Origin of the sequence: Symmachiella dynata, from assembly GCF_007747995.1 — a bacterium.
In the GTDB taxonomy this organism is placed as follows: Bacteria; Planctomycetota; Planctomycetia; order Planctomycetales; family Planctomycetaceae; genus Symmachiella; species Symmachiella dynata.
On record NZ_CP036276.1, the window covers coordinates 3271791 to 3295009 of the forward strand.

The following is a 23219-nucleotide window of genomic DNA, read 5'->3' on the forward strand; positions in this document are numbered from 1 at the left end:
GAATCTGTGAGCAAAACTGCATTTTTATTTCCCGGCCAAGGCGCTCAGCACGTCGGCATGGGCAAAACGATATCGGAAAAATATCCCGCCGCACGCGCACTCTACGAGCAGGCGGGAGAAATCCTGGGATTCGATCTGGCACAGCTCTGCTTCGAAGGTCCGCAAGAGAAGCTGAATGCCACCGACATTAGCCAACCTGCGATTTTTGTCAGCAGTTTGGCCGCTGTGGAAATGCTCCGTGCGGAGTCGCCCGAAGTCGTTGACGAATGTGCGGTGACCGCTGGGTTGAGTTTGGGAGAATACACCGCATTGGTTTTTGCCGGCGCCATGTCCTTTGAGGATGGGCTGAAAGTGGTCCAACGTCGCGGCCAAGCCATGCAGGCGGCTGCTGAAGCGACTCCCTCGGGAATGGTGAGCTTGTTGTTGCTGCAGCGCGAACAAGTCGAGGAATTGGTTCAAGAGGCTTCGTCGGCGGGAGCGATCCAGATCGCTAACTATTTATGTCCGGGAAATATCGTCGTGTCGGGCGAGCAAGCGGCCTGTGCGCGGATCGCCGAACTTGCCGAAGCGGCCGGAGGCAAGCCGGCACCGTTGGCCGTGGCGGGGGCATTCCACACTGATTTAATGAAGCCGGCCGATACGTTGCTGGCGGAAGCGTTGGCAGGAGTGACGATTTCTACGCCGCGGATCCCCGTGGTCTCTAACGTCGATGCGGCAGCGCATGAAAGCGGTGAAATTGCTGATTTATTGGTTCGGCAAGTGATCAGCCCGGTCTTGTGGGAAGATTCGATTCGTGGTTTACTGCAAGACGGTGTTGACCAATTTTACGAGGTCGGACCGGGGAAAGTTCTACGTGGTTTGTTGAAGCGGATCGCGCGGAAGGTTCCCTGCGAGACGGTCAATGATTCTTGAGGCTGGAAATTGACGGCGCGGCTCGTCATTTCTGATAAGAAATCGGCTGTGCGATAAGTCCAGTCCTGACCGACCAGACGGTTCGGTCATAGCGAAGATTTGTTTACGGTTTACAAGAAAGTACAAGCGCGGTATATCTTCGCACGTATGTATTTGCGACGCACATTTTGCGTCCAGCGTGCGCCAGGCGATTCGAGAATCCGCAGCCGGATTCGAACATCGAAATCAATCCGGTTTTTTTCTTAGAGGAGTTTTGCGTGTCAGTCGAAGAAAAGGTGTTTGAAATTGTCAGCGAGCACTTGGGGACTCCCCGCGAGGAAGTTGCCCGTGAGAGCGCGTTTATCGAGGATTTGAAAGCGGACTCGTTGGACATCGTGGAATTGGTCATGGAATTCGAAGAAGAATTCGATGTTACGATTCCGGATGAAGATTACGAGAAGATCCGCACTGTGGGCGATGCGATCGACTACATTGAGGAGCACAAGTAGCCGATGCGCAGGCGTGTTGTCGTCACGGGAATGTCAGTCGTTACGGCTCTGGGAAATGATATCCCAGAGTTTTGGGATAATATCTGCGCCGGTAAAAGCGGCGTAGGCCCCTTGCGGCGATTTGATGTTTCCAATTTCAAAGTGCGTTTCGGCGGAGAGATCGCCGAATTTGATCCGTCTGAGACCATCTCGAGTCGAGATGTCAAACGGATTGACCGCTTTGCGCAGTTTGCTCTCGTCGGTGCTCACAAGGCGCTTGAGACATCGGGGATCGACCTGACTGATGGCGATCCTTATCGTCATGGTGTGTTGATCGGTAGCGGTATCGGAGGATTGCAAGAGATTGAACAGCAACATGTGAAGCTGTTTTATCGCGGTCCTGATCGTGTCTCTCCGTTCATGATTCCCAAGTTGATCGTCAATGCGGCGAGCGGAAATATCTCCGTTCGTTTTGGCTTGCGTGGTCCCAATAGTGCGATCGCGACAGCTTGTGCTTCAGCGACGAACGCCATCGGCGATGCCTTTAAGCTGATTCAAGACGACCGCGCCGACATCATGGTGACCGGTGGGAGTGAATCAGCGATCACGCCGATGGGCCTTTCTGGTTTCGCCCGGATGAATGCCTTGTCTCGGCGAAACGAGAATCCTCAGACGGCCAGTCGTCCGTTTGATAAGGACCGTGACGGCTTCGTGCTTTCCGAAGGTGCCGGCATTGTCGTGCTTGAGGAATATGAGCGAGCCCGGAAACGGGGCGCGACGATTTACGGCGAAGTTTTAGGTTACGGCATGAGTGCCGATGCGTCGCACATGACGGCACCTGACCCTGAAGGTGCGGGAGCTTCGCGGGCGATGAGCGGCGCGCTGCGGGATGCCCGTCTTGAACTTGATCAGATCGATTACATCAACGCTCACGGAACGAGTACCCCCTTGGGGGACGTGGCTGAAACCACGGCGATCAAGTCGGTATTCAACTCGCACTCCAAAAAACTCTGCGTCTCAAGTACGAAGAGCCAACTGGGGCATCTGCTAGGTGCCTCGGGGGGAGTGGAATTTGTGGTCGGAGCGTTGGCCCTGCATCATCAGACCGTGCCACCGACCATCAATCTGGACAATCCCGATCCAGAGTGCGATCTGGACTATGTGCCCAATGAGGCGCGAACCACAAAGGTGAGAGCTGTTCTGTCGAATAGTTTTGGCTTTGGTGGGCATAACGCGTGTTTAGTCATTGGGAAAATGGACTGATTTTCCAAAGTCGCCCATAGTGATTTTCCCTAAGTCGCCGGCTCTCGCCGTCGGCTTTTTTCATGCGCCCAGCCACATAATTGCGTTCATTCCCTGACAACTGCATGCGACAGTCGTACGGTTGTGATGCCTGTGCGGATGGTGCCGACAGGGCGCGCGTCGACCGGATATGCTTATCCGCAAATATGGGCTATGGTTTGATTGAAACATCGCTTGGTTTCCATCTCTATTTTCAGAGTTATCTACGATTTTAAAGCGACCACCATCATTTGCGTACGAGTAGAAACCAGCGTCTTTGAATGGTTTTTTCCTTCTGCGAAGTGAGAAATCCGCGAAGTGAGACTCCAGTCTGGATGCGGTCGATGCATCCGAGTCATCACCTGTTCTTGGGATTGAGAGAAGAGTCGTGACGAGCGCTGTTTGCCTCACATCTGTTAAATCGCCGAAGCCCGAGCGGCGATACGTCTCGATTCCGATTGCCACATTGGATCCGTCGAGTTGCTACAAACTCGATCTCTATGAACAGCATGGCTCAGAGGATCAATACCGGCTATTTCGCGGCCGCGATTTTCCGCTGACCGCAGACGACTTGGAGAAGCTTCGCGCACGGGGCGTTAAGCGGTTGTATATCCGTACCGGGGAGCAACAGGCCTATCAGAGTTATTTGCGGGATAATCTGTCGAATTTTATTGAAAACGAGAGTCTTCCCGCCACGCAACGCTTTCAAATCCTCAATCAGGTCACGCAGGATTGTCTGCAAGAGACCTTTGAGCGTGGAGATGTGTCAGAGACCGTTGAGGCGTCTCGCGATATGGGGCGACATACGGTCAATCTGATGAGTCGGGCCGACTTGGTGGCTCACGATGTGTTCTCCATGATCAAACACGATTTCCATACGTTCACGCATTCGGCCAATGTCTGCAGTTACAGCGTTCTGTTGGCCAAAGGCATCGGGATTGTCGCTCCGGAGCAACTAGAAGAAATCGCGACGGGAGCTTTGTTGCACGATGTGGGCAAGATCGGCATCCCTTATGAGCTGCTGACCAAACCGGATGCACTCAGCGACGAAGAGCGCGAACTTATTCAAAGTCACCCCACGGTAGGATTTGCCCGGCTTTGTCGCCGGGAGAAATTGACGTGGGGGCAATTGATGATGGTGTATCAGCACCACGAACGAATGGATGGAAAAGGTTATCCGGTCGGGGTGAAAGGTGATGAGATTCACCCTTGGGGGCAGTTGTGCGCCATCGTAGATGTCTTCGATGCGCTCACCAGCGACCGGCCGTATCATCGGGGGCAACATATCACGGAAGTCCTGGCGTATCTCGAAAGAGAGTCGGGCCGTGGTCTAGATTCGGGGATGGTCAAATGTTGGACGTCAATCATGTCCCGGAATTGCTAAATACAATTCCCAGGCAGCTAGAACTCCCGCCACCATTGCGGACGTTCCTCAATAAACGGGGGCCCATGATGCCGGTCGCAAACGACCTGCGCCGATTCCCTCGGTTTTTTTATCCCGCCTCTGCGCTGTTGAGTAGCGAGCAGACGCTCCCCGCCCTGCCCCGCGCGATTGGCCGCTCTGTGGTGCTGACGAAGGACTTGTCCCGCACCGGTATTGCGCTGTTGCACACCGACCAGTTCTACCCGGGCGAGGTGTTGAAATTGTGGCTGCCTTGCGGTGAAAAGCAATTGCTGGTCGTTCGGTGTAAGCAAACGGCCGAAGCCTGCTTTGAAGCGGCCGGGTTTTTCGTCTAATTCGCTGGGACTGTTGTCGACCACGCTGTTCTTTTGACGTTTCGCGACCAAGTCGTAATCATGGGACTGCATTGCTTACCGATGCAGCGGCCTTATTGAGCGTTTTCCGTTTCGCTCACCCATTGCCTTTTCCCTTGGTTTCGAGGAACGTCTGATGAATCGTTTTTTAACGGGCTCGCTGGTGCTCTTGTTTGTGTGCGGCACCGGGAGCAACGTTCGTGGCGACGACAAACTGATCGGTGATTGGCCATTAGCCGGCGACACGCTCGACCATTCCTCAAACAAACTCAAATCCAGGGCGCGCGATATCGATTTGAAGGTCGTAGGGCCCAGCGGTCAGGCAAATACCGCGGGTGGATTTGATGGCCGCACCAGTGTCATCGAAGTCGACGACAATCCCGCCCTGCACTTGGGGGCGGGAGAGTTTTCCATCTCCCTGTGGGCGAATACCCAAGAAAAGTTGGACGATGTGCTGGGCGACCTTGTTGCCAAATATGACCCGCAGACCCGCACGGGATTTAATTTGGGAATCCTCAACTTATCCGGTGTGACCTCCACGCAGTCCAATCATCGGCATCTCTATTTTGGAATTGATGCGGACAAAATCGATCCCCAGTGGACCGACTGTGGACGTCCCGGAGATAATTTGTATGTCTGCGCGCTGTGTGTTTACAAAGGGGAGTTGTACGCTGGGACTTTTGAGCATGGTGCGGATCAGGCGGGGCATGTCTATCGTTTTGAGGGTGGACAACAGTGGGTCGATTGCGGAAGTCCCGATAGTAGCAACGCGGTGCAGACGCTCGCGGTTTTTGAGGGGCATCTGTATGCGGGAACCGGTCGTTATCTCTCCGCTGGATCGGCGCTTCCTGAATCGCCGAATGAAACGCCGGGGGGGAAAGTGTATCGCTATGAAGGTCCGGGGCAGTGGGTTGATTGCGGCAAATTGCAAAATCCAAAGACCGGCGAATCATTCACAACCGGTGGTTTGGTTGTTTATCAAGGCGCGTTGTACGCCGGACCTTCCAAGCATCCCGGGCGGGGGTTGTATCGCTACGAAGGGGGCAAGAATTGGGAATTTCTGGGAGAGCCGGGGCATCGCGTGACCTTTCCCGTGGTCCATAACGGATCGATGTATTTCGCATCGCTGGATGGCGGGGGCATTGAACGTTACGACGGCGAGGGAAAGTTCGCCGATGTCGGAAAACCCGAGGGAATCACCCAGTCGTATGGGTTTGCGATTTACCGCGGTGACTTGTACTGCTCGACATGGCCCAATGGTGAAGTGTTTCGTTATGGCGGCGGGCAGGATTGGATCAATGTCGGTCGACTCGGCGACGAAAAAGAAGTGATGGGGATGGCGGTCTACAACGGCGGGTTCTTTGCGGGCACACTGCCGTTGGCTGAAGTGTATCGCTACGACGGCGGTAGCAATTGGTCGCGGACCGGGCAATTGGATACCACGCCGAACGTCAAATATCGCCGCGCATGGTCGATGGCTGTGCATGACGGCCGGTTGTATTGCGGGACCTTGCCTTCGGGACATGTCTATTCGTTGGAGGCGGGCAAAAGCGCGACGTATGGTCACGCGCTGCCTGCGGGTTGGGTCCATCTGGCAGCGGTGCGGGGGCGTGATCATTTGCGGCTGTACGTCAATGGAAAACTCGTCGCCCGTTCGTCGCAGTTTGCTGCCAAGGACTATGACGTCTCCACCACCAAACCGCTGACGATTGGCTTCGGTCCACAGGATCATTTCAACGGCAAGCTTGCAGAGGTGCGTCTGTATGGCCGCGCGTTGACGGATGCCGACATCGCGCAGTTGGCGAAGGTGAAAAAGAGTGCTGCAGGTCAATAAACGATAAAAGGCGGATGGGAAAAATGCGCCGAGGTTAGTGAATACGCGCGTCGTATTTACGTTGTATTTATCAGAGGCATGTTCATCGGCACGAAACCACAAATGATTGCGGCGTGCTTGGCAGCTTTCCGGAAATGACTTTTCATACAGACCTTTTTTTCATCTATCGCATCCCTCAGTGAGCCGATTAGGATGAAAGAAGAACATCGAATTGAACGGTCATGTCTTTCGGGGTTTGCTGAGTACATTAGCACTGAATTTTGTTGTTGAAATGGTGGTTACCGTCGTGTCGAAACGTAAACACTACACTGCTTGGCAGATCCTTGCCGGGCATATCTTTCACGTCCCTTTTTCTTTCCGGTTGGTGTCTTAGCCACCCGGGAGGAGCAACGCGACAAGCCTGTCGTACTCATTGTTGAACGACGCCTCATCGTCTTGTCTCACTCCCCATCCCTAGACCTTTCCCCACAAATGGAGTCATCCATGCGTTCCAAGATCCACACCAAGACACGCTCATCCCACGCTGGTAAAGTCAACAAACGCCGACGCCCCTTGTCGTTGGAGTCACTCGAAGAGCGCGTCGTGATGTCCGCTAGCTTCGCGGAGTTTGATGGGACCGGCAATAACCTCGACAATCCCGAATGGGGCAGTACCTACGAACAATTGTTGCGGATCAGTACTGTTGAGTACGCAGACGGGATTTCAGATCCCGCGGGGGCCGATCGGCCCAGTGCACGGGAGGTCAGTAATGCGATCGTGGACCAGGACTCGGATATCATCAATGACCGGCAACTGTCCGACTTTGTCTGGTTATGGGGACAGTTTATCGATCACGATATCGACCTGACGGAAAACGGTGAACCCCACGAGTCGTTGCCGATTGAAGTCCCCACGGGTGACGAATACTTTGATCCCTTTTCAACGGGGACACAGGTCATCGATTTCAACCGCTCCTTGTACGATGCCGCGACGGGTGATTCGGTGAGCAATGTGCGACAACAGCTCAATGAGATTACCGCTTTCATTGATGGGTCGGCGATTTACGGGTCCGATGACGTGCGTGCAGCGGCGCTGCGGACGTTTTCCGGCGGCCGGTTGAAGACCAGTGAAGGCGATCTGTTGCCATTTAACGAATCTGGTTTAGCCAATGCCGGCGGGACGAGTGCCGATTTGTTCCTGGCCGGTGATGTGCGTGCCAATGAAAACGCGGCACTCTCTTCGATGCATACGTTGTTCGTGAGAGAACATAATCGCATCGCTGACGAAATCGCTGCTAACAATCCGGGCATGTCCGATGAGGCAATCTATCAACAGGCTCGGGCCTTTGTTGTTGCCGAAATGCAGGCGATTACATTTAACGAATATCTTCCCGCGCTGTTGGGTGAAGGTGCGATTGCGGAGTATCAAGGGTACGACCCAACCGTGAACCCCGGCATTAGCAACCTGTTTTCGACTGCGGCTTATCGATATGGGCACAGTATGTTGTCGCCCGAGTTATTACGGGTCGACAACAGCGGCGCGGTGATTGATGCTGGAAATCTCTCTTTGCGTGACGCGTTTTTTGCCCCGGGTGAATTGACGGAGAACGGTATTGATTCTCTGTTGGCCGGATTGGCGCGGCAGGAGGCGCAGGAGATTGATACTCAGGTCATTGACGACGTGCGCAATTTCTTGTTCGGCCCTCCCGGTTCCGGCGGATTTGACTTGGTCTCATTAAACATCCAGCGCGGACGCGATCACGGCTTGGCGGATTACAACCAGGTTCGTGTTGATTTGGGATTGGAGGCGGTGACGAGCTTTTCGCAGATTACCTCCGATCCGGAATTGCAGGCCAAGTTGGAAGAGGTCTATGGCGATGTCGACAATATCGACGTCTGGGTTGGCGGCTTAGCAGAAGACCATCTGGCCGGCGCGAGCGTCGGGTTGTTGATCCACACGGTGATCGCCGACCAATTCGAGCGGATTCGCGACGGAGACCGTTTCTGGTATCAGAATGTCTTCGAAGGCAGCGAATTGGAAGAATTGGAATCGACGAAACTCTCCGACATCATTTTGCGGAACACCGGGATCGAAAACATTCGCGAGGACGTTTTCCGGTTGACGACAAACTACGCGCCGGTGGCGGCAATGGACGTCGAATTTGTGGGGTCGCGGCGCAATGGCGAATTGCAGTTAGACGCCAGCAGCAGTTATGACCTCGAACAGTCAACCGACTCGTTGACCTATCTGTGGGACCTCGACAACGACGGCAAGTATGACGATGCGGTCGGCATGCAAGCGGCGGTCTCGATGCGCGACTTGGATTCGCGAGGTCGCTTGGTGGTCGGATTGAAAGTCATTGATGATCAAGGAAATGTCGGCTTGCAAGAAGTGGCTGTCGAAAACGGCCAGCATCGGCCCGGCCATTTTGCCGGTGGCATGCATCACCATAACCACGGCAACCACAATCACGGCCACAACCATGATCACAATCATGGAAAATCAGGTCACGGCCGTCATGGGCATCAAGAAAAAGACACGCCTGGCCGTTCACACAAGGGGGGGAAATCCTTCGCCTCCTCGCACGGATCAGGACTGGGCCGCCACGATGATGCGTTCGCCGAATTGGCGGACGGGCTATGGGGAAACGATCTTCTCAAAAAGCACCACAGACGTAGCCGCTGAGCAGGACAACGTTGGACTTTGGCGTTGATCCGATAATTCCCGTAGCCAAGCATGGCAAAGCCGCTGAGTCGTTGATCTTTGAACGGCTCAGCGGTGGAGCTTATGCGCCTTGGTCAATTCTCCCGTCCCCCCCCCGCATTCTCAGTGCTGTTTTTTTGGCATAGTGGCCGATGCCGCCTGCCGGTATAATCCCGCCCCGCGGAGATTCTGTTCAGAAATCCGCGCATTCTCCTCTCTCAAAACTTCCCCTTTTCCTCTCTACTAGTGACGCAACTATTATGTCTTGCGCCACGAATCGTGGACTCGTGCGCTTACGGCAGTGTTTACTGTCCGTAGTGATCGTCGCATGCGCCGGCGCCACTGGATTCGGGCAATCTGGCGGGGTGGATGAGATCGCTGAAGCGGATGGATTCGAACAGCGGATTCAAAAACTGGAAGCGGAACTCGCTGCGCTGCGGCGCGACCACGCGGGCGTGACTGCAGAGTCAGAAGCTGCGGAATCCGAAACTGTGGAATTCGCGGAGGCATTGATTCCTGCAGAGGAGTCGACGGGCGTTGTCACCATCTCGAATTGGACAAACTCTGGGTATTTGAGGTTCCAAGACGAGCCCAACGGTGCTGCCCTGCCCCAACCCAACTTGGGTGAGGATCCTGATTTGCCGAATCTTCCTCCGGGTTTTCGGGATCGTCTGGGACAACCGCGGAGCTTGTTTGATACCTCCGAGTATCCCACCGTGAATTGGAGCGGGTTTTTGCAGTTGGATACGGGAATTGTGGATCAGGATGAACTGAATGTTGAGTCTGTGGGGCGGGTCGCGGCCGAGAGCGGTCTGCGGCGTGTCCGTTTGCGTGTGGATGGAAATGTGCGGGAGACCAGTACGTATGTGATCGACCTGGATTTTGCCGCTTCGGGACATCCCAGTTTTCGCAACGTCATGCTGGCATTTCACGAAGTCCCGGTTGCGCAGAATGTTCAGATGGGATACTTCAAACAGTCGATTGGCATGCAAGCCATGACGAGCTCTAAAGACTTGCGGTTCATGGAACGCACTTTGCCGTTCGCGTTTGACCCGTTTCGACAAACCGGCGTGGGAGCCTTTGGGAACTGGGCGGGACGGAGGGGGAGTTGGTCATTATCCACCTTCGGATACCCGACCGATTCGTTCGGGGTGACTACTGGAGATGCGCTGGGGACCTCGATGTCGACCCGTGTTACCGGACTGCCTTATTATGAGGACGAGGGAGCACGATTGCTCCACATGGGAATGGGATATAGTTTCGGCTCTCCGTCAGACAATATCGTGCGATATGCCATTCAACCCGGTTTTTTCGTCTCGGATCCCGGCAATCCGGACGCATCCACGGGGGTGCCCACGTTTGTGGATACGGGAAAAATTCCGGCGCGGGCTTTTCATATTTTTAATGCGGAACTGGCCGGGAACTTTGGATCTCTGTCGCTTCAGTCCGAGGCGACGTTTGCTGTCGTCGATCAAATTGGCGGCCCCACGTTGGCATTTGCCGGCGCGTATGCCTCGGTCGGATATGTCCTGACCGGGGAGACATATGGCTATAACCGGCGTAACGGAATTCTCCGCAATATCGTTCCCAAAGAGAACTTCGATCTCAGTGGCGGGACCGGGGCATTGGAGCTGACGGCTGGTTGGTCGTACATCGATTTGAATAACAAGAATATCCTGGGGGGAGACATGCGCAACTTCATCCTCGGGGTGAATTGGTACGTCAGTCAAAGCGGACGGTTTACGATGAATATCATTCCCACACATTTGATTGACCCCGAGTACGGTTCGAGCGATGCAGTCGTCATCGGGGGACGGGCTCAGGTTGAGTTTTAGGATGACGTTTTGAAATTGTGAAGATTGATCCAATCTCTTAAACTCCTGCCGCGGCCTCCCTCCCCACTCCATTGTGGTGCATTCTCTCTCACCTCCCCAAACCAACTCACTCAAATCCAAAAAATCTTGGCGCCTCGTTTTCGGTCGCACTGCGCCGTTTGCCCTTTTATATCTGCTGAATGAAACACTTTTCCTCAACAATCATAACGGCAATCGCAGCCGGGGTTTTGCTGGCGACCATGCCTGCTTCCGCTCGCGCAGACAAACCGGTTGATGTGGACGCGTTGCTGCGACGATTGGATGAGGCGGAACGGCGTTTACAGGTTTTAGAAAACGGGACGCCACACGCACCCGCTGGCGAGGCACCGACCGGACAAGAAGCGGTTCCAGATCCTTCAGTGCGTAGTGAAGTCCAGGATGCGGCATTTTCCACCGCTAACCCGGTGTTTGATACCGAACCGGTGTCGTTCACTTATCAAGACCAAGGCAGTAACACCGGCGGTGGGACGAACGCAACCTCTCAACAGGGGACGTTGCCGCGGGCGAGCTCATTTGCGATCGATTACGATACTGGATTTGTGCTCCGTCCCGATGATAAAGATTCGATTCCCTATCAATTGCAAGTGAACGGTCGCATGCAAATCCGGCATGTTGGATTTAGTCGGGATGCGGATTTTTACTTCAACCGGGGCGATACCTTTCGCGGCGGGCCGCTACGGATTGATAACCGGAATGAAATCGAACTCGAACGGGCGCGGCTGGTGTTCAGCGGATTTGTTCACGATCCCAAATTGGAATTCTTTTTGAATATCGACGGTGATACCGACGACAATCATCAAGCGATCTTTCATGACTTTTGGTTCAACTATGAATTCAATGAGACCTTTGACTTGTATTTCGGCAAGGCATTCGTGCCTGGTAGCCGCGACTGGTTAAATGGCTCGATGCGGACGCACTTTGCGGACCGGTCGATGGCGACGACGTTTTTTCGTCCTGATCGCAGCGTGGGCGTGTGGGCCATCGGCGAAGTGACTGAGGATCTGTTCTACCGCGTGATGGTGGCCAACGGATTTAGTGCGTCCGATTTGCAGTTTTCGCAATTGGATACAAGCTTAGCCTATTCGGGAACCATGTGGTGGGATGCGCTCGGTGATTATGGCAAGGGCTATGCCGACTTGAAGTGGCACGAAGACTTGGCAGTCCGCGTGGGGCAGAGTTTTACTTATGCCAGCCAACACGGGATCGATTCCTTGGGGGTTCCCGGATCGGAACAAAACTTCCTGCGGATCAGTGATGGGACGCGGTTGATTACTCCTAGTGCGTTGGCTCCGGGAGTGACGGTAGTCGGGTCGGACATTTACTTGTATGCGGTCGACGCCGCCTTCAAGTATCGGGGTTGGAGCGTCAACTCCGAACTGTACTTTCGCTGGTTGAATCAATTCAAAACAGTTGGCGGCACGATTCCGTATTCGCAATTGTATGCCTACGGTTTTTATGCCGACACCGGCTACATGATCTTGGAAAAGTCGTTGGAAGTCATTGCTCGCGCATCGCTCGTCGATGGCATGTTCGGAACCCGTTGGGAATACGCAACCGGTATCAACTGGTATGTCAACGGGACGCACCAGAACAAGGTGACCTTTGATATCACAAAACTCGACGGCAGCCCCGTCTCCAATTCCGGCCCCAACTACGAAGTCGGGCAAGAAGGACTTCTGACGCGGCTACAATGGCAGATCGCGTTTTGAAACGGTGCTGGCTGTGCAGTTTGAGCTTGGCTGGTAACTGCGGTTGCAACTCGCTTTGAGACCATGCAGTATGGAGTTGCCGTCTCGGGTGGCCTGGCGGTGAAAGTTGCTGCGGTGATTTTTAGACTCTAATGATTTTAAGGTGAAATATGACAAGTCGACCCACTAGGCGTCTTTACGCGTTAGGTCTGTTCTTGGCTTGTTCACTTTCGTGGGTTGGCTGCAGCAGTTCCTCACACCGGAATGAACCGATCACTATGCAGGGTCGTCTTGTCATTCAAGAGTATTCCGATGTCAAACCAGGGTCTCTTGATCGCGAAATTGAACTCACCAAGGACAGCGATTTCCAAAAGAATTTCAATGTATGGTTATCGAAGCCTCATAAAAAACAACACAGCTTCGAAACTTACGTCCCCATATTGGTTGTCGAAACCGATAAAACCATGGTGAATTTTGTGGGCGATACGGTCGTACTCGCTTCCAGAGAAAATCAAGACGACGTTTGGACACAATATACATGGCCAGCTGACGAGGAAGCCATAAGATTGAAAGGAGAACTGCTCGAGTTATTTGAAAACCAAATCGACCGAGCGGCTCCCAATAATTGACGAGGGAAAGTTGAACGTCCCGAAATTTAGTTTGGGACGTTGGGTGACCCCGAAAGATTCTTTCGGGGCGGCGTAGCCGCGGGAGATGTTGAGGAATTGTCAGCAACTTCGCGGCAAGCTCTCCTGCCGACTTCGTCGGGCCAGATAGAATCTATCTGGGGCACGCTGTGGAGCATGATACTACGCGTTGTATTTCAAACTGGAGTTCACCAGATACATGACCGAACAGTCGATCGCAACCGTTTATGTTGACACAGCCATTGAGAGTCTGCGTCGGCACGATTTAATGTGCTGTCCGGACCCGAATATGCCGGCGGAAATGCGTGATCCAAACGTGCCACCCTCGGGGGCTTGGCTAGCGTGGCAACCCATTGCGAGTACCGTGACCGACCAGGACATCGATGAGCTAGAAAGTCTTTACTGTGGCAAGTTGCCCGATTTGTATGTCGAGTTTCTCAAATACCGCCATTTCTACGAACTCACCGAATGCGGAGTCTGTTTCGAAAGCCATGTCATCGGTCAATGGAAGGAGGAACTCACCAGATTGTATGACGTCTGCCGACAGGACTTTCCGACTGGTTCCCACCTTATTCCATTTGGTTCCCATGCATTATCGGATGCAGGTCCCGTATGTTTTGACTTTCAACAAAGGCACACAGACGGTGATTGCTCCATTGTGATTTGGGACCACGAACCCCTAAACACAGATCAGGAAATAATTCCGCTATTCTCCTCTTCGGCGAAAATGTTTGAATCGATGACATTCAGTGCCAAATCGGAAATCGATTTTTTGGGTGGTGATCCCGTTGAAGACTCAGAAGAGGAGCTTATTCAAAAAGGGCAGTTACTTTCTCAATTCCTCGCAATAGACCCTAATGGTGCAGGTGGTCCAGCACGTGAGATTTGGACATGCTGGGGCGTTACACCACAAGCCACTAAGTAAAAATCGCGTGAAACGAAGTGGTGGACCATGTGTTTGTCCCCGAAAGATTCTTTCGGGGCGGCGCAGCCGCGGGAGTTATTGGCAAATAGTCAGCAACTTCGTGGCAAGCTCTCCTGCCGACTTCGTCGGCCCAGATAGAATCTATCTGGGCTACCCTGTGCTGCATGACAGATCGCGTTTTGAATGTGCGACTGTCGCCTGTGCCGCGGCGTTGCCAGCCAACTGCAGTTGCATCTCGCTATCAAATCAACCAGAATGCATGTGTTGAGTTCATCCTGGAACGGGTGGCGTCGACTGCGCTACGGAATTGCCATGAATTGAGCAATGTGATCGGGGGGATCTATGACGGGCCCACGGACCGAAACGTTGACGTTGCCGCCGCGGGTCTCTCGCCGGGATGTGTTGCAGGCTGGAGCTCTCGGACTGGGAGCAGCATCGTTACTTCCCACATCTACTATCGCCGCTCCCCAGGTCGCCACGCGGCGAAAGTCTGTGATCTTTGTGTTTCTGACGGGCGGAATTTCGCAGCAGGACAGCTTTGATATGAAGCCGGCGGCGCCGGTGGATGTTCGGGGCGAATTTCAACCGGTCTCCACGCGGACACCGGGCCTGCAAATCTGTGAGCATCTGCCGCTGTTGGCGCAGCGGACCGACAAATACGCGATACTGCGGACACTCGCCACCGGCAGCAATGGCCACGAACTGGCTTGTCACATGATGCTCACCGGGCGGTTGGATTTGCCGCCGGCATTCAACACGAACGACGCACCCAGCCCCAACGAATGGCCGTCGATTCCCTCGCTGGTGACGTATGCCACGCGCGGACGAAATAATTTGCCGCCGGCGGTCGTGCTGCCGCAACCAAGCATCAACGAGATCGGCCGCTTTCGACCCGGGCAGTATGCCGGACGGTTGGGACCGCGTTGGGAAGCATGGCACGTCGACATTGCCGCGAAGTGCCCGTTGGGGAATGGCGCCTGCCCGGACTGTTTTCGCTTCGACGGCTCGCCGTTTCAGCATGGCTCGCCAACGATCTTTGACACGCCACACCTCAAATTGCCCAACGGCGGCAATGGGCGGTTATCGGAACGGTTGAGTTTGCTGGCAGGAATCGAGCATCAACGGGAGCACATGCAGCGCGTGGCCCGTGTTGAGCAGCACGCAAAATTTCGCGAGCAGGCGGTTTCGGTCTTAGCCGATCCAACCACGAAAGAGGCCTTCGATGTGGAGAACGCCGATCCGAAACTTGTGGAGCGGTATGGCAAAAACAAGTTTGGCCTATCCTGCTTGATGGCGTTTCGGCTGTCGCAAGCGGGGGTGAATTATGTGCAGGTCAATTTGGGGAAAAATTCCTCCTGGGATACACACTACGGCAATTTTGCGAATCTTAAAAACAACCTGCTCCCACCAATGGACCGAGCTGTGTCGGCGTTGATGGACGATCTGTTTGAAAGCGGCCTATCGGAAGAGACGTTGCTGATAGTGGGAGGCGAATTTGGGCGGACGCCAAAGATCAACAAAGATGCGGGGCGCGACCATTGGGATCCGGTCAATTCGGTGTTGTTTGCCGGTGCGGGTGTCCCTGGCGGAAAGGTCATCGGCAAGACCGACGCGCTGGCAGCCTATCCGCTTTCCGGCCGGCAAACGACGGAAAACTTTGCCGCGACAATATTTGATACGTTGGGCATCCCCTCCTCTACCAGTTGGACCGACCTCGACGGCCGTCCGCATCAGATTTATCATGCACAGCCGCTTGAAGGATTGCTCTAACAGGCCATCGTATGCCGCTCCCCCCTTGCAAAAACTAAGGGGCTGAAGGACGATTAACGAATGCTGACAATTCAGGGCAATAAAACACAGTACTGCGACGGTGTTTCTCGCCGCGGTTTCCTCACGATAGGTGCGCTGGGGGCTGCCGGGCTGACATTGCCGGAATTATTGCGCGCGGAAGCGGCGGCGGGAATTGGATCGTCGAATAAAGCGGTGATCAACATCCATCTCGACGGGGGTCCGCCGCAGATGGATATGATTGATCTTAAGCCGGATGCTCCGGTGGAAATTCGCGGTGACTTTTCGCCGATCTCCACGGCGGTCGCGGGAATCCAAATCAGCGAACTGCTGCCGAAATTGGCTGCGAATGCCAATGATTTTGCCTTCATCCGCTCCTTGGTCGGCTCGGCTGGGAGGCATGATGCGTTTCAGTGCCAATCGGGATTTCATGCCAAAGACCTTGCTTCAATCGGTGGACGTCCGTCGATGGGAGCTGTGCTTTCGAAACTGTATGCCACCGCGGGACAAGCAGCGCCGACGTTTGTCGATTTGATGCAGGGGCGTCCGCTGGTGCGCAACAGCGCCCGTCCCGGTTTTCTTGGACCGGCCTATCAGCCGTTTCGGCCCGACATTTCCCACCTGTTCACCCGGCAACTCGAACCGGGAATGAAAGGTGAGTTGGCCCGCTTAGGAACTGGGCATGCGACGAGTCTGGTGCTGAATCCACAATTGTCCGCGCGGCGATTGACCGACCGTACGCAGTTGTTGACAGGCTTGGATCGCATTCGCCGCGACGTCGATTCCAGCGGCATGATGGATGCGATGGACCGTTTCACACAACAAGCCGTCAATATCCTCACGTCGGGGGCATTGGCCGATGCGTTGGACTTGGAGAAGGTCGACCCCGCGACGCTGCGGCGGTATCAGTTTTCCGCTGAGACTAGTGGGGAGCGTTCAAAATATAGCGACGGACCGGAGGCGACCTACAAATTGCTTTTGGCGCGGCGATTGATTGAGGCGGGGGTTCGCTGCGTGAGTGTCTCGTTTAGTGACTTTGACACTCATCGCAACAATTTTAGCCGGTTGCGGAATGTTCTGCCGATGATCGATCACGGGCTCGATGCGCTGGTCACAGACTTGCGCGAGCGGGGAATGTTCGATGACGTTTCCATCGTCGCCTGGGGCGAGTTTGGACGCACACCGCGGATCGATACTAAAACAGCCGGACGCCACCATTGGCCGCGCGTGGGCATGGGATTGCTGGCCGGTGGCGGGATGCGAACCGGGCAGACGATCGGCGTTACGGATCGCCAAGCGGCAACGGCGGTCTCCCGGCCGGTGCAATACAAAGATGTCTTTGCCACGCTCTACCGGAACCTGGGGATCGACGCGACGGGTGTGACGGTCGATGATCCCACCGGCCGCCCGCAATATCTGCTGGACAGCGGCACGCCGTTGAGCGAATTGGTCTAATCACAGGGATTCGTTACCAGACCCGTCGCGGCACGTCTTGCCGTTTGCGCGCTTTCACAGGAACCGGTTTTGGCCGTTGTTTCCAGAGGACCGTAATGATTCCCGCGGTCCCGGCGAGAACGACCCATGCTGAAATTGCAGCCAAGACTGCACTATTTTCGAAAGCGAAACCTACTACGGTGATCCCACACAACAATAGGGCCGTAACGAATAGTGCGGCGCAGCGCATAATCACCTCATAGGGGCATGTGTCATTCGAACCGTAAAGGCAGTCGCCATCAGGAACAGACGTTGTGCGTCCGCGCGTTACCTGTGGTATCCCAATTCCGCCATCACATCGTACAGTTCCTCGAATGTGATAAACCGCCGTCGGTGACGCAATTTGTATTGATCGACCGCTTCGGCGAGTTCGATGACTTCCGGACGTAATGTCTGGTGGGAACTGGAGAATTGACGTCGTTCTTGACCGGGATTCGACCCGTCGGAATTGCTCCGTCGATCGACGAAAGTTGGGTTCTGTTCGCTGGTCTGTTGCATTAAGATGCTCCCGCGAGGACGATGCTTGTAGTCAACCGTAGTCTTCAAATTAGCGCCTGGCAAATGGAATTCTCGGATATCTCGCTCCGACAGTGAAAACATCGTAAAATCGGCGTGATAATCGTCGACTGCGCCGCGTCATTTGTTGTCAGTGGGTTCGGCTACAATTGGAATTGGTATTGGCCCGCGAACATTCGGTCGCGTTGCAGCTCAACAAGATGGTGATCAGGACAAGGTCGGAGCTCATCATTTGGACTTTACCGGCTAATTCCAAGAGGCGCCTGACCGGTCGCTGAGCACCGAGTCACGGCGTTCCTGAAACGAACCCGAAAAAACAATGTGATTCCATCTTTAGAATCGGACAACCATGGGAAATAAAGTAACTGTTCTGGGTGGTGGAGCGATGGGAACCGCGTGTGCGATCCTATTGTCCGAAAATCCGGAACAAGAGGTCGCCCTCTGGACCCGTAATCCCGAGCATGCGGCGGTTATGGCACAATCGCGCCAAAACGAACGACTGCTTCCCGGCGTCAAAATCCCCGCATCAGTCGCCATCACCGCCGACGTCGAAGCCGCCATCGATGGTGCGGATATTCTGGTTGCCGCAGTTCCTACGGCTTTCTTGCGGGAGGCACTCACGGATTGGGCCCCGCTGCTAACGGCCGATCGCCCGATGGTCAGCGTGATCAAGGGGATCGAGAACGAAACCTTTCTCCGGCCCAGTGAAATCATTAGCGAGATCCTGGGGCAACGTGGCGTCGTGGCTCTGGGGGGGCCCAGTCACGCCGAAGAGATCTCACGACGACTCCCGGCCAGCGTCGTGGCGGCCAGTGGCGATTTGTCGTTGGCCAAACGGGTGCAGGCTATGTTCACCACCGATCGGTTCCGGGTGTATACAAATGTGGACATCATCGGCGTAGAAATGGCTGCGGCGCTCAAAAACATCGTGGCCATTGCCGCCGGTATCTGTGACGGCCTCGGGTTCGGTGACAATGCCAAGGCGGGATTGATCACGCGGGGATTGGTCGAAATGACCCGTTTCGGCACTGCCATGGGGGCCGAAGCCTCCACATTTTCCGGCCTTGCTGGATTAGGCGATTTGGTCACGACCTGCGTGAGCCCCTACGGGCGTAATCGCGAAGTCGGCGAGCGTCTCGGAAAAGGGGAAACCTTAGAGCAGATCCAAGCAGACATGAAGTCGGTCGCCGAAGGTGTCTGGACCACGCGCAGTGTGTATGAACTGTCGGATCAACGCGATGTAGATATGCCGATTGCCAACGAGGTGTATCAAGTGCTATTCGAAGGCAAATCGCCGACGGCTGCCACCGAATCGCTGATGCTTCGCCCGCCGAAGCGGGAGTAGGCGAAACGATCGGTTGTGCTGAGGGAGCTTGACAGTTCCAGCGACGGCACATTATATCCGATCGCGTCCCATCGGCTTATTCAATCTGTTCACCGGGGTTCGTTGTGGTTGAAAAACTCCTGTTCACACTCGCCTGTCTCGTCCTGCCCGTAATCTGGGGCATTGTCGTGAACTGGCTGTTCGTGAAGTGGCAGAATCGAAACCCACCCCAAAAACAAGCCGACCCCAACCTACCCGACTACCAAATCTAGTGCGGCATAGCCGCTTGGTTCGTGCTTCCGCACGATGTGGTGCCGGGGGCACTTGGTGCGTGCTTCCGCACGATGTGGTGCCGAGGGCACTTGGTGCGTGCTTCCGCACGGTGTGCATGGGCCGCTCCCGTTGGTCGCTGGGGGGGAATTGGTTGGGGATTGTGAGAGTGGTGTACGACTTTGCTGTGGGGGCGTTGCAACGCACTTTTTTGGGGCGGACGAAAGATTGTCCCAACGAAAAACTTTGACGACCGAGAACTATTCGGCGAAAACCCTCACCCCTGCCCCTCTCCCAGAGGGAGAGAGGGTTTGTTGTTTACCGTGCGACGGATTTTTAAATTCCGTCCAGCGTGGCTCCGACCCTTGTGGCTTGGTCCAGGGTTTGTTTCCAGGTCATATCGGGGATGGTGATCCCGTCGCGGCGGCGCTCGGCTTGGCGGCGGAGTTCGATTTCACCAGGCATCAGGATTTCGTCGACACCGGGGATTTTACGGCTGCTTTTGATGTAATCGACGTATTGGCCCATGACGGTGGCGTATTGATCGGCCGACATCAGCTTTTCGACATCGATCAGATACATCCAAACGCCATTGGTGCCGGGAGGGACATCGGTCCGGGCAATGCCTGCTCCTGACAGAATGCCACAGACAATGTCCAACATCACGCTCATTCCATAGCCCTTGAAACCTAACGGTCCGCCGAGCGGAAGGATGGCGCCCGGTGCGATTCCTTTGTCGGGGTCGCCATACAAATCGGCGGGGTTGTTCGTGGGATTCCCGGCATTGTCGATGACCCAACCGTCGGGGATTGATTCCCCTTTTTGCAGGGCGACGCGGACCTTGCCCTCGGCTGTAGCGGAGGTGGTCATGTCCAGCACGATCGCTTCATCGTTCCAGGGAGCTGCCATCGAGATGGGATTGGTGCCCAATTTGCGATCCAGCCCGCCCCAGGGAACGACTCCACCCGGTCCGGGGGCATTGACGGCCATCACGGTGAAGAAACCTTGGAGCGCCGCTTGATAAGTGTAGGAGCCGAGCCGGCCGATGTGATTGCATTCGCGGCACAGGACGGTGCAGGAACCTGCCTCGCGAGCACGCGTTGTGGCGATTTGCAGCGCTTTGGTGGCGACCACCTGCCCAAAATTTCCACCGCCATCGAGTACGGCGAGCGTCGGCGTATCGACATCGAGTTTGACCGGTGCGCCGGGGCGAATATGCTTCTGCTCGATGTAGTCGACATATTGTTTGAGCCGCATGATGCCGTGGCTGTCGTGGCCGACGAGGTTGGCCCCCGCCAATTCCACGGCGACGGTTTGAGCCTCTTCGGCCGAAGCCCCGGCGCCTTCTAAGATACGCCGCGTGATTTCTTCCAACTGCTGAGTATTGAATGTGGGCATAATTGATTTTTGAGATGCGTTTTGTGTCGGGAAAAATTGTTTGTTTCGAGGATAGCAATCGCCATCGACAATCACCAGCGCGGCGGCGGATTTCCGCGGTTTGAGGCTTGTTAGAGCAACGGGATCAATCGAGACAAGGGGGGATGCAATCAGGGAAATCACTCCGTTCCTCAGGCCTGTCCCCTCATGCCTCAAGCCGACTTTCGCATTTTCACGACCCGATTCAACCTGTGCGGGTTATAACGACGATACTCGTTATGAGACTGGTGCGCGCATGATGCGCAACGGCGTTGACTGCTGGCGGATCTCAAAACTGTTATGGATTACCGCGTCGAACTTACAACCTATACCGGCCCCATTGACTTGTTGCTGTACCTGGTACGGCGTCATGAGGTGGACGTTACGGATTTGCCGATCGCGAAAATCACGGCGCAGTTTGGTGAGTTTCTTGAGGTGCTGGAGCTGATCGATTTTGACTTGGTCGGTGAATTTGTAGTGCTGGCCAGTACCCTGGTCGAAATCAAAAGTCGCATGGTGCTGCCGCGACCTGAGGAAGAAGAGGCTCCCGAGGTTGATGTCACCGAAGACCCCCGCAGCGAATTGGTGCGGCAACTGCTGGAGTACAAGAAATTCAAGGATGCGGCTAAGCTTCTCGAAGACCAAGCGGCGCTGTGGCAGCAACGTTATCCACGGCTCAGCGATGAGCGGCCCGCAGGCGGAAAAGAGGCGCGGCAGGATCATATCAAGGATGTGGAGCTGTGGGACTTGGTGAGCGCGTTCTCGCGAATCGTGCGTCAGATCGATCCGGAAGAACAGAAAAGTATCGTCTACGACGACACACCGATTTCAGTTTATATTGATCGTGTGGGCAAACGGGTCAAGCAGGACCAGCGTGTTGCCTTCAGCGCATTTTTTGAGGGGAGCAATTCTAAGAGTAAGATCGTCGGAATCTTCTTGGCCATATTAGAATTGCTGCGCAACTATTATTTCCGTGCAGTGCAAGAAGAGAGCGGCGAAATCTGGGTCATGCCTCCCGACCCCAATCGCCCGCCGCCGGCTGAATCCGAAACAGAGACCGCTACGGATGCCACCGTGGATGCTACCACGGATGCCGAAGTTGCTGAGGCAGCGCCTGCTGATCTTCCGACCGCGGCTGAGTCCGGCGAATCGCCACCTCCCGCAGCTGAGTGAGAACGGTTTTCAATCACAGTCCGCAGAGGGTTGTGAGTTGTCGAGAAATCGTGTCAATCCTTGGATTCCCCGCGGAATTCGGCCTTGTTTCACTTGTATGTCCACGACTCGCGATTAGCATTTGTGCAAGCAATATAGAAACCGGTCGAATGGCGCTGCCTTCGACAGAATTCACCGCACAAACTTTGAAATCAAACGCGAGAACGGGAACCGAGCGATGCAAGGCAATCAAAAAATCATCGATGCACTCAATGCCGGATTGACGATCGAGCTGACGGCGATTAACCAGTACTTCATTCAAGCCAAGATGTGCACAAATTGGGGCTTCAATAAATTGGGCGCCAAGCACTACGAAGAGTCGATGGGCGAAATGAAGCACGCGGAGCTGTTGATCGACCGGATTCTTTTCCTGGAAGGCGTTCCCGAGATCGCACGTTATGATGTGATTCGCGTGGGCGAGAACGTCAAAGAGCAGTTTGAGTATGATCTCAAATTGGAAACCAGTGGCGTGAATGCCTACAACGATGCGGTGGACTTGTGCATTCAACTCAAAGATGGCGGCTCGCGGGATTTGGTTGAGAAAATCTTGGTTGAGTCCGAAGAGCACGTTGATTGGCTGGAAACTCAACTTGAGATCATCGGCACCATCGGCATCGAGAATTACCTGCAATCGCAATTGGGCGAAAGCGAAGAAGGGTAATCACGGCAATTGGAGCTTCGCCGCGCATTATGCAGACGACCGGGCGCTGGGGGTCGGACGAAGTCCGTCCCTGGTGCGTTGGGGCTGGCAATTGGCCCGGGGGGGACGCGCTAATGCTCGTTCACAACCACCCTCATCTTGCGATATCGTAAGCCGACCACAGGATGGGTTGTGGCTACGCGGGCTTTAGAGGCTGTTTTCGAATTGCTCGCGGCGGGCGGCGAGGATTTGCTTGAGCACGCGGTGGCAGGCGGTGCAGCCGCTGCCGGCTCCGGTTTGTTGCTTCAAATCCTGGACCGATTCGGCGTTGAACACGCTGACCGCAGAATCGATTTCCTCAGACGTGACGCCCAGGCAACGGCAGATCACATCGTTACTACAGCCGCTCGCAGTGGACTTTTCCACGACGGTAGAGGTTTTCACTGCGAAGAGAGTCGCTTTAGCTGCCCAATTAGTCATATCGGTCGTTCCGA

19 protein-coding genes are annotated in these 23219 nt (G+C 54.9%); 16 read left to right on the forward strand and 3 right to left on the reverse strand.

The window, feature by feature from the left end:
• Nucleotides 1-6: 6 nt before the first annotated feature.
• The 13 genes from fabD to Mal52_RS12690 all read left to right on the forward strand — a co-directional run bounded on the left by fabD (nt 7) and on the right by Mal52_RS12690 (nt 17308).
• On the forward strand, nt 7-912 hold the full coding sequence (gene fabD, locus Mal52_RS12630) for an ACP S-malonyltransferase (protein ID WP_145376570.1): 906 nt from the start codon (nt 7-9) through the stop codon (nt 910-912).
• Nucleotides 913-1169: 257 nt separating this feature from the next.
• Nucleotides 1170-1400 carry an acyl carrier protein gene (gene acpP, locus Mal52_RS12635; RefSeq protein ID WP_145376572.1) on the forward strand — a complete coding sequence of 77 codons (231 nt, stop codon included), beginning with the start codon at nt 1170-1172 and terminating at the stop codon, nt 1398-1400.
• A 3-nt stretch (nt 1401-1403) separates the two neighbouring features.
• Nucleotides 1404-2642, forward strand: a complete 1239-nt coding sequence (gene fabF / locus Mal52_RS12640; RefSeq protein ID WP_145376574.1) for a beta-ketoacyl-ACP synthase II — start codon at nt 1404-1406, stop codon at nt 2640-2642.
• 406 nt (nt 2643-3048) lie between these two features.
• On the forward strand, nt 3049-4044 hold the full coding sequence (locus Mal52_RS12645) for an HD-GYP domain-containing protein (RefSeq protein WP_145376576.1): 996 nt from the start codon (nt 3049-3051) through the stop codon (nt 4042-4044).
• Complete coding sequence (locus tag Mal52_RS12650) at nt 4011-4397, forward strand: PilZ domain-containing protein (RefSeq protein ID WP_145376578.1); 387 nt, start codon at nt 4011-4013, stop codon at nt 4395-4397. Before Mal52_RS12645 ends, Mal52_RS12650 begins: the two co-directional genes overlap by 34 nt.
• A 154-nt stretch (nt 4398-4551) precedes the next feature.
• Entirely contained in the window at nt 4552-6249 is a 1698-nt protein-coding gene (locus Mal52_RS12655; protein WP_145376579.1) for a LamG domain-containing protein, read from the forward strand.
• Nucleotides 6250-6732: 483 nt separating this feature from the next.
• The gene (locus Mal52_RS12660) at nt 6733-8913 is read left to right on the forward strand and encodes a peroxidase family protein (protein WP_145376581.1); all 2181 of its coding nucleotides are present in this window, start codon (nt 6733-6735) and stop codon (nt 8911-8913) included.
• Between the two features lie 383 nt (nt 8914-9296).
• On the forward strand, nt 9297-10766 hold the full coding sequence (locus Mal52_RS12665) for an OprO/OprP family phosphate-selective porin (protein WP_197534861.1): 1470 nt from the start codon (nt 9297-9299) through the stop codon (nt 10764-10766).
• 239 nt (nt 10767-11005) lie between these two features.
• Nucleotides 11006-12514, forward strand: coding sequence for a porin (locus Mal52_RS12670; RefSeq protein WP_197534862.1), 1509 nt, complete (start codon nt 11006-11008; stop codon nt 12512-12514).
• Nucleotides 12515-12771: 257 nt separating this feature from the next.
• The gene (locus tag Mal52_RS12675; protein ID WP_145376584.1) at nt 12772-13122 is read left to right on the forward strand and encodes a hypothetical protein; all 351 of its coding nucleotides are present in this window, start codon (nt 12772-12774) and stop codon (nt 13120-13122) included.
• A gap of 217 nt (nt 13123-13339) precedes the next feature.
• The gene (locus tag Mal52_RS12680; RefSeq protein WP_145376585.1) at nt 13340-14065 is read left to right on the forward strand and encodes an SMI1/KNR4 family protein; all 726 of its coding nucleotides are present in this window, start codon (nt 13340-13342) and stop codon (nt 14063-14065) included.
• A gap of 342 nt (nt 14066-14407) precedes the next feature.
• Nucleotides 14408-15835, forward strand: a complete 1428-nt coding sequence (locus Mal52_RS12685; protein WP_145376586.1) for a DUF1501 domain-containing protein — start codon at nt 14408-14410, stop codon at nt 15833-15835.
• Between the two features lie 60 nt (nt 15836-15895).
• Nucleotides 15896-17308 carry a DUF1501 domain-containing protein gene (locus Mal52_RS12690; protein ID WP_145376587.1) on the forward strand — a complete coding sequence of 471 codons (1413 nt, stop codon included), beginning with the start codon at nt 15896-15898 and terminating at the stop codon, nt 17306-17308.
• Between the two features lie 306 nt (nt 17309-17614).
• Here Mal52_RS12690 and Mal52_RS12695 read toward each other — a convergent pair whose 3' ends face one another.
• Nucleotides 17615-17845 (reverse strand): hypothetical protein, encoded by a 231-nt coding sequence (locus Mal52_RS12695; protein ID WP_145376588.1) that lies wholly within the window; start codon nt 17843-17845, stop codon nt 17615-17617.
• Nucleotides 17846-18212: 367 nt separating this feature from the next.
• On the opposite strand from Mal52_RS12695, the gene Mal52_RS12700 reads away from it, so the two are divergent.
• Entirely contained in the window at nt 18213-19208 is a 996-nt protein-coding gene (locus Mal52_RS12700; protein WP_145376589.1) for an NAD(P)H-dependent glycerol-3-phosphate dehydrogenase, read from the forward strand.
• Between the two features lie 585 nt (nt 19209-19793).
• Here Mal52_RS12700 and Mal52_RS12705 read toward each other — a convergent pair.
• Nucleotides 19794-20855, reverse strand: a complete 1062-nt coding sequence (locus Mal52_RS12705) for an Ldh family oxidoreductase (RefSeq protein WP_145376590.1) — start codon at nt 20853-20855, stop codon at nt 19794-19796.
• Nucleotides 20856-21173: 318 nt separating this feature from the next.
• Between Mal52_RS12705 and Mal52_RS12710 the strand changes: the two genes are divergently transcribed.
• Complete coding sequence (locus tag Mal52_RS12710) at nt 21174-22046, forward strand: segregation and condensation protein A (RefSeq protein WP_145376591.1); 873 nt, start codon at nt 21174-21176, stop codon at nt 22044-22046.
• A gap of 217 nt (nt 22047-22263) precedes the next feature.
• On the forward strand, nt 22264-22746 hold the full coding sequence (bfr, locus tag Mal52_RS12715) for a bacterioferritin (RefSeq protein ID WP_145376592.1): 483 nt from the start codon (nt 22264-22266) through the stop codon (nt 22744-22746).
• A 186-nt stretch (nt 22747-22932) separates the two neighbouring features.
• Here bfr and Mal52_RS12720 read toward each other — a convergent pair whose 3' ends face one another.
• Nucleotides 22933-23205, reverse strand: a complete 273-nt coding sequence (locus Mal52_RS12720) for a (2Fe-2S)-binding protein (protein WP_145376593.1) — start codon at nt 23203-23205, stop codon at nt 22933-22935.
• Nucleotides 23206-23219: the final 14 nt, after the last annotated feature.

Coding starts and splice junctions, on each gene's coding strand:
- Mal52_RS12710 (WP_145376591.1), top strand. CDS start 21,174: ATGGATTACCGCGTCGAACTTACAACCTATACCGGCCCCATTGACTTG.
- Mal52_RS12705 (WP_145376590.1), bottom strand. CDS start 20,855: ATGCCCACATTCAATACTCAGCAGTTGGAAGAAATCACGCGGCGTATC.
- Mal52_RS12690 (WP_145376587.1), top strand. CDS start 15,896: ATGCTGACAATTCAGGGCAATAAAACACAGTACTGCGACGGTGTTTCT.
- Mal52_RS12660 (WP_145376581.1), top strand. CDS start 6,733: ATGCGTTCCAAGATCCACACCAAGACACGCTCATCCCACGCTGGTAAA.
- Mal52_RS12720 (WP_145376593.1), bottom strand. CDS start 23,205: ATGACTAATTGGGCAGCTAAAGCGACTCTCTTCGCAGTGAAAACCTCT.
- Mal52_RS12650 (WP_145376578.1), top strand. CDS start 4,011: ATGTTGGACGTCAATCATGTCCCGGAATTGCTAAATACAATTCCCAGG.
- Mal52_RS12675 (WP_145376584.1), top strand. CDS start 12,772: ATGCAGGGTCGTCTTGTCATTCAAGAGTATTCCGATGTCAAACCAGGG.
- Mal52_RS12670 (WP_197534862.1), top strand. CDS start 11,006: ATGCCTGCTTCCGCTCGCGCAGACAAACCGGTTGATGTGGACGCGTTG.
- bfr (WP_145376592.1), top strand. CDS start 22,264: ATGCAAGGCAATCAAAAAATCATCGATGCACTCAATGCCGGATTGACG.
- Mal52_RS12680 (WP_145376585.1), top strand. CDS start 13,340: ATGACCGAACAGTCGATCGCAACCGTTTATGTTGACACAGCCATTGAG.
- fabF (WP_145376574.1), top strand. CDS start 1,404: ATGCGCAGGCGTGTTGTCGTCACGGGAATGTCAGTCGTTACGGCTCTG.
- Mal52_RS12700 (WP_145376589.1), top strand. CDS start 18,213: ATGGGAAATAAAGTAACTGTTCTGGGTGGTGGAGCGATGGGAACCGCG.
- Mal52_RS12695 (WP_145376588.1), bottom strand. CDS start 17,845: ATGCAACAGACCAGCGAACAGAACCCAACTTTCGTCGATCGACGGAGC.
- Mal52_RS12655 (WP_145376579.1), top strand. CDS start 4,552: ATGAATCGTTTTTTAACGGGCTCGCTGGTGCTCTTGTTTGTGTGCGGC.
- Mal52_RS12685 (WP_145376586.1), top strand. CDS start 14,408: ATGACGGGCCCACGGACCGAAACGTTGACGTTGCCGCCGCGGGTCTCT.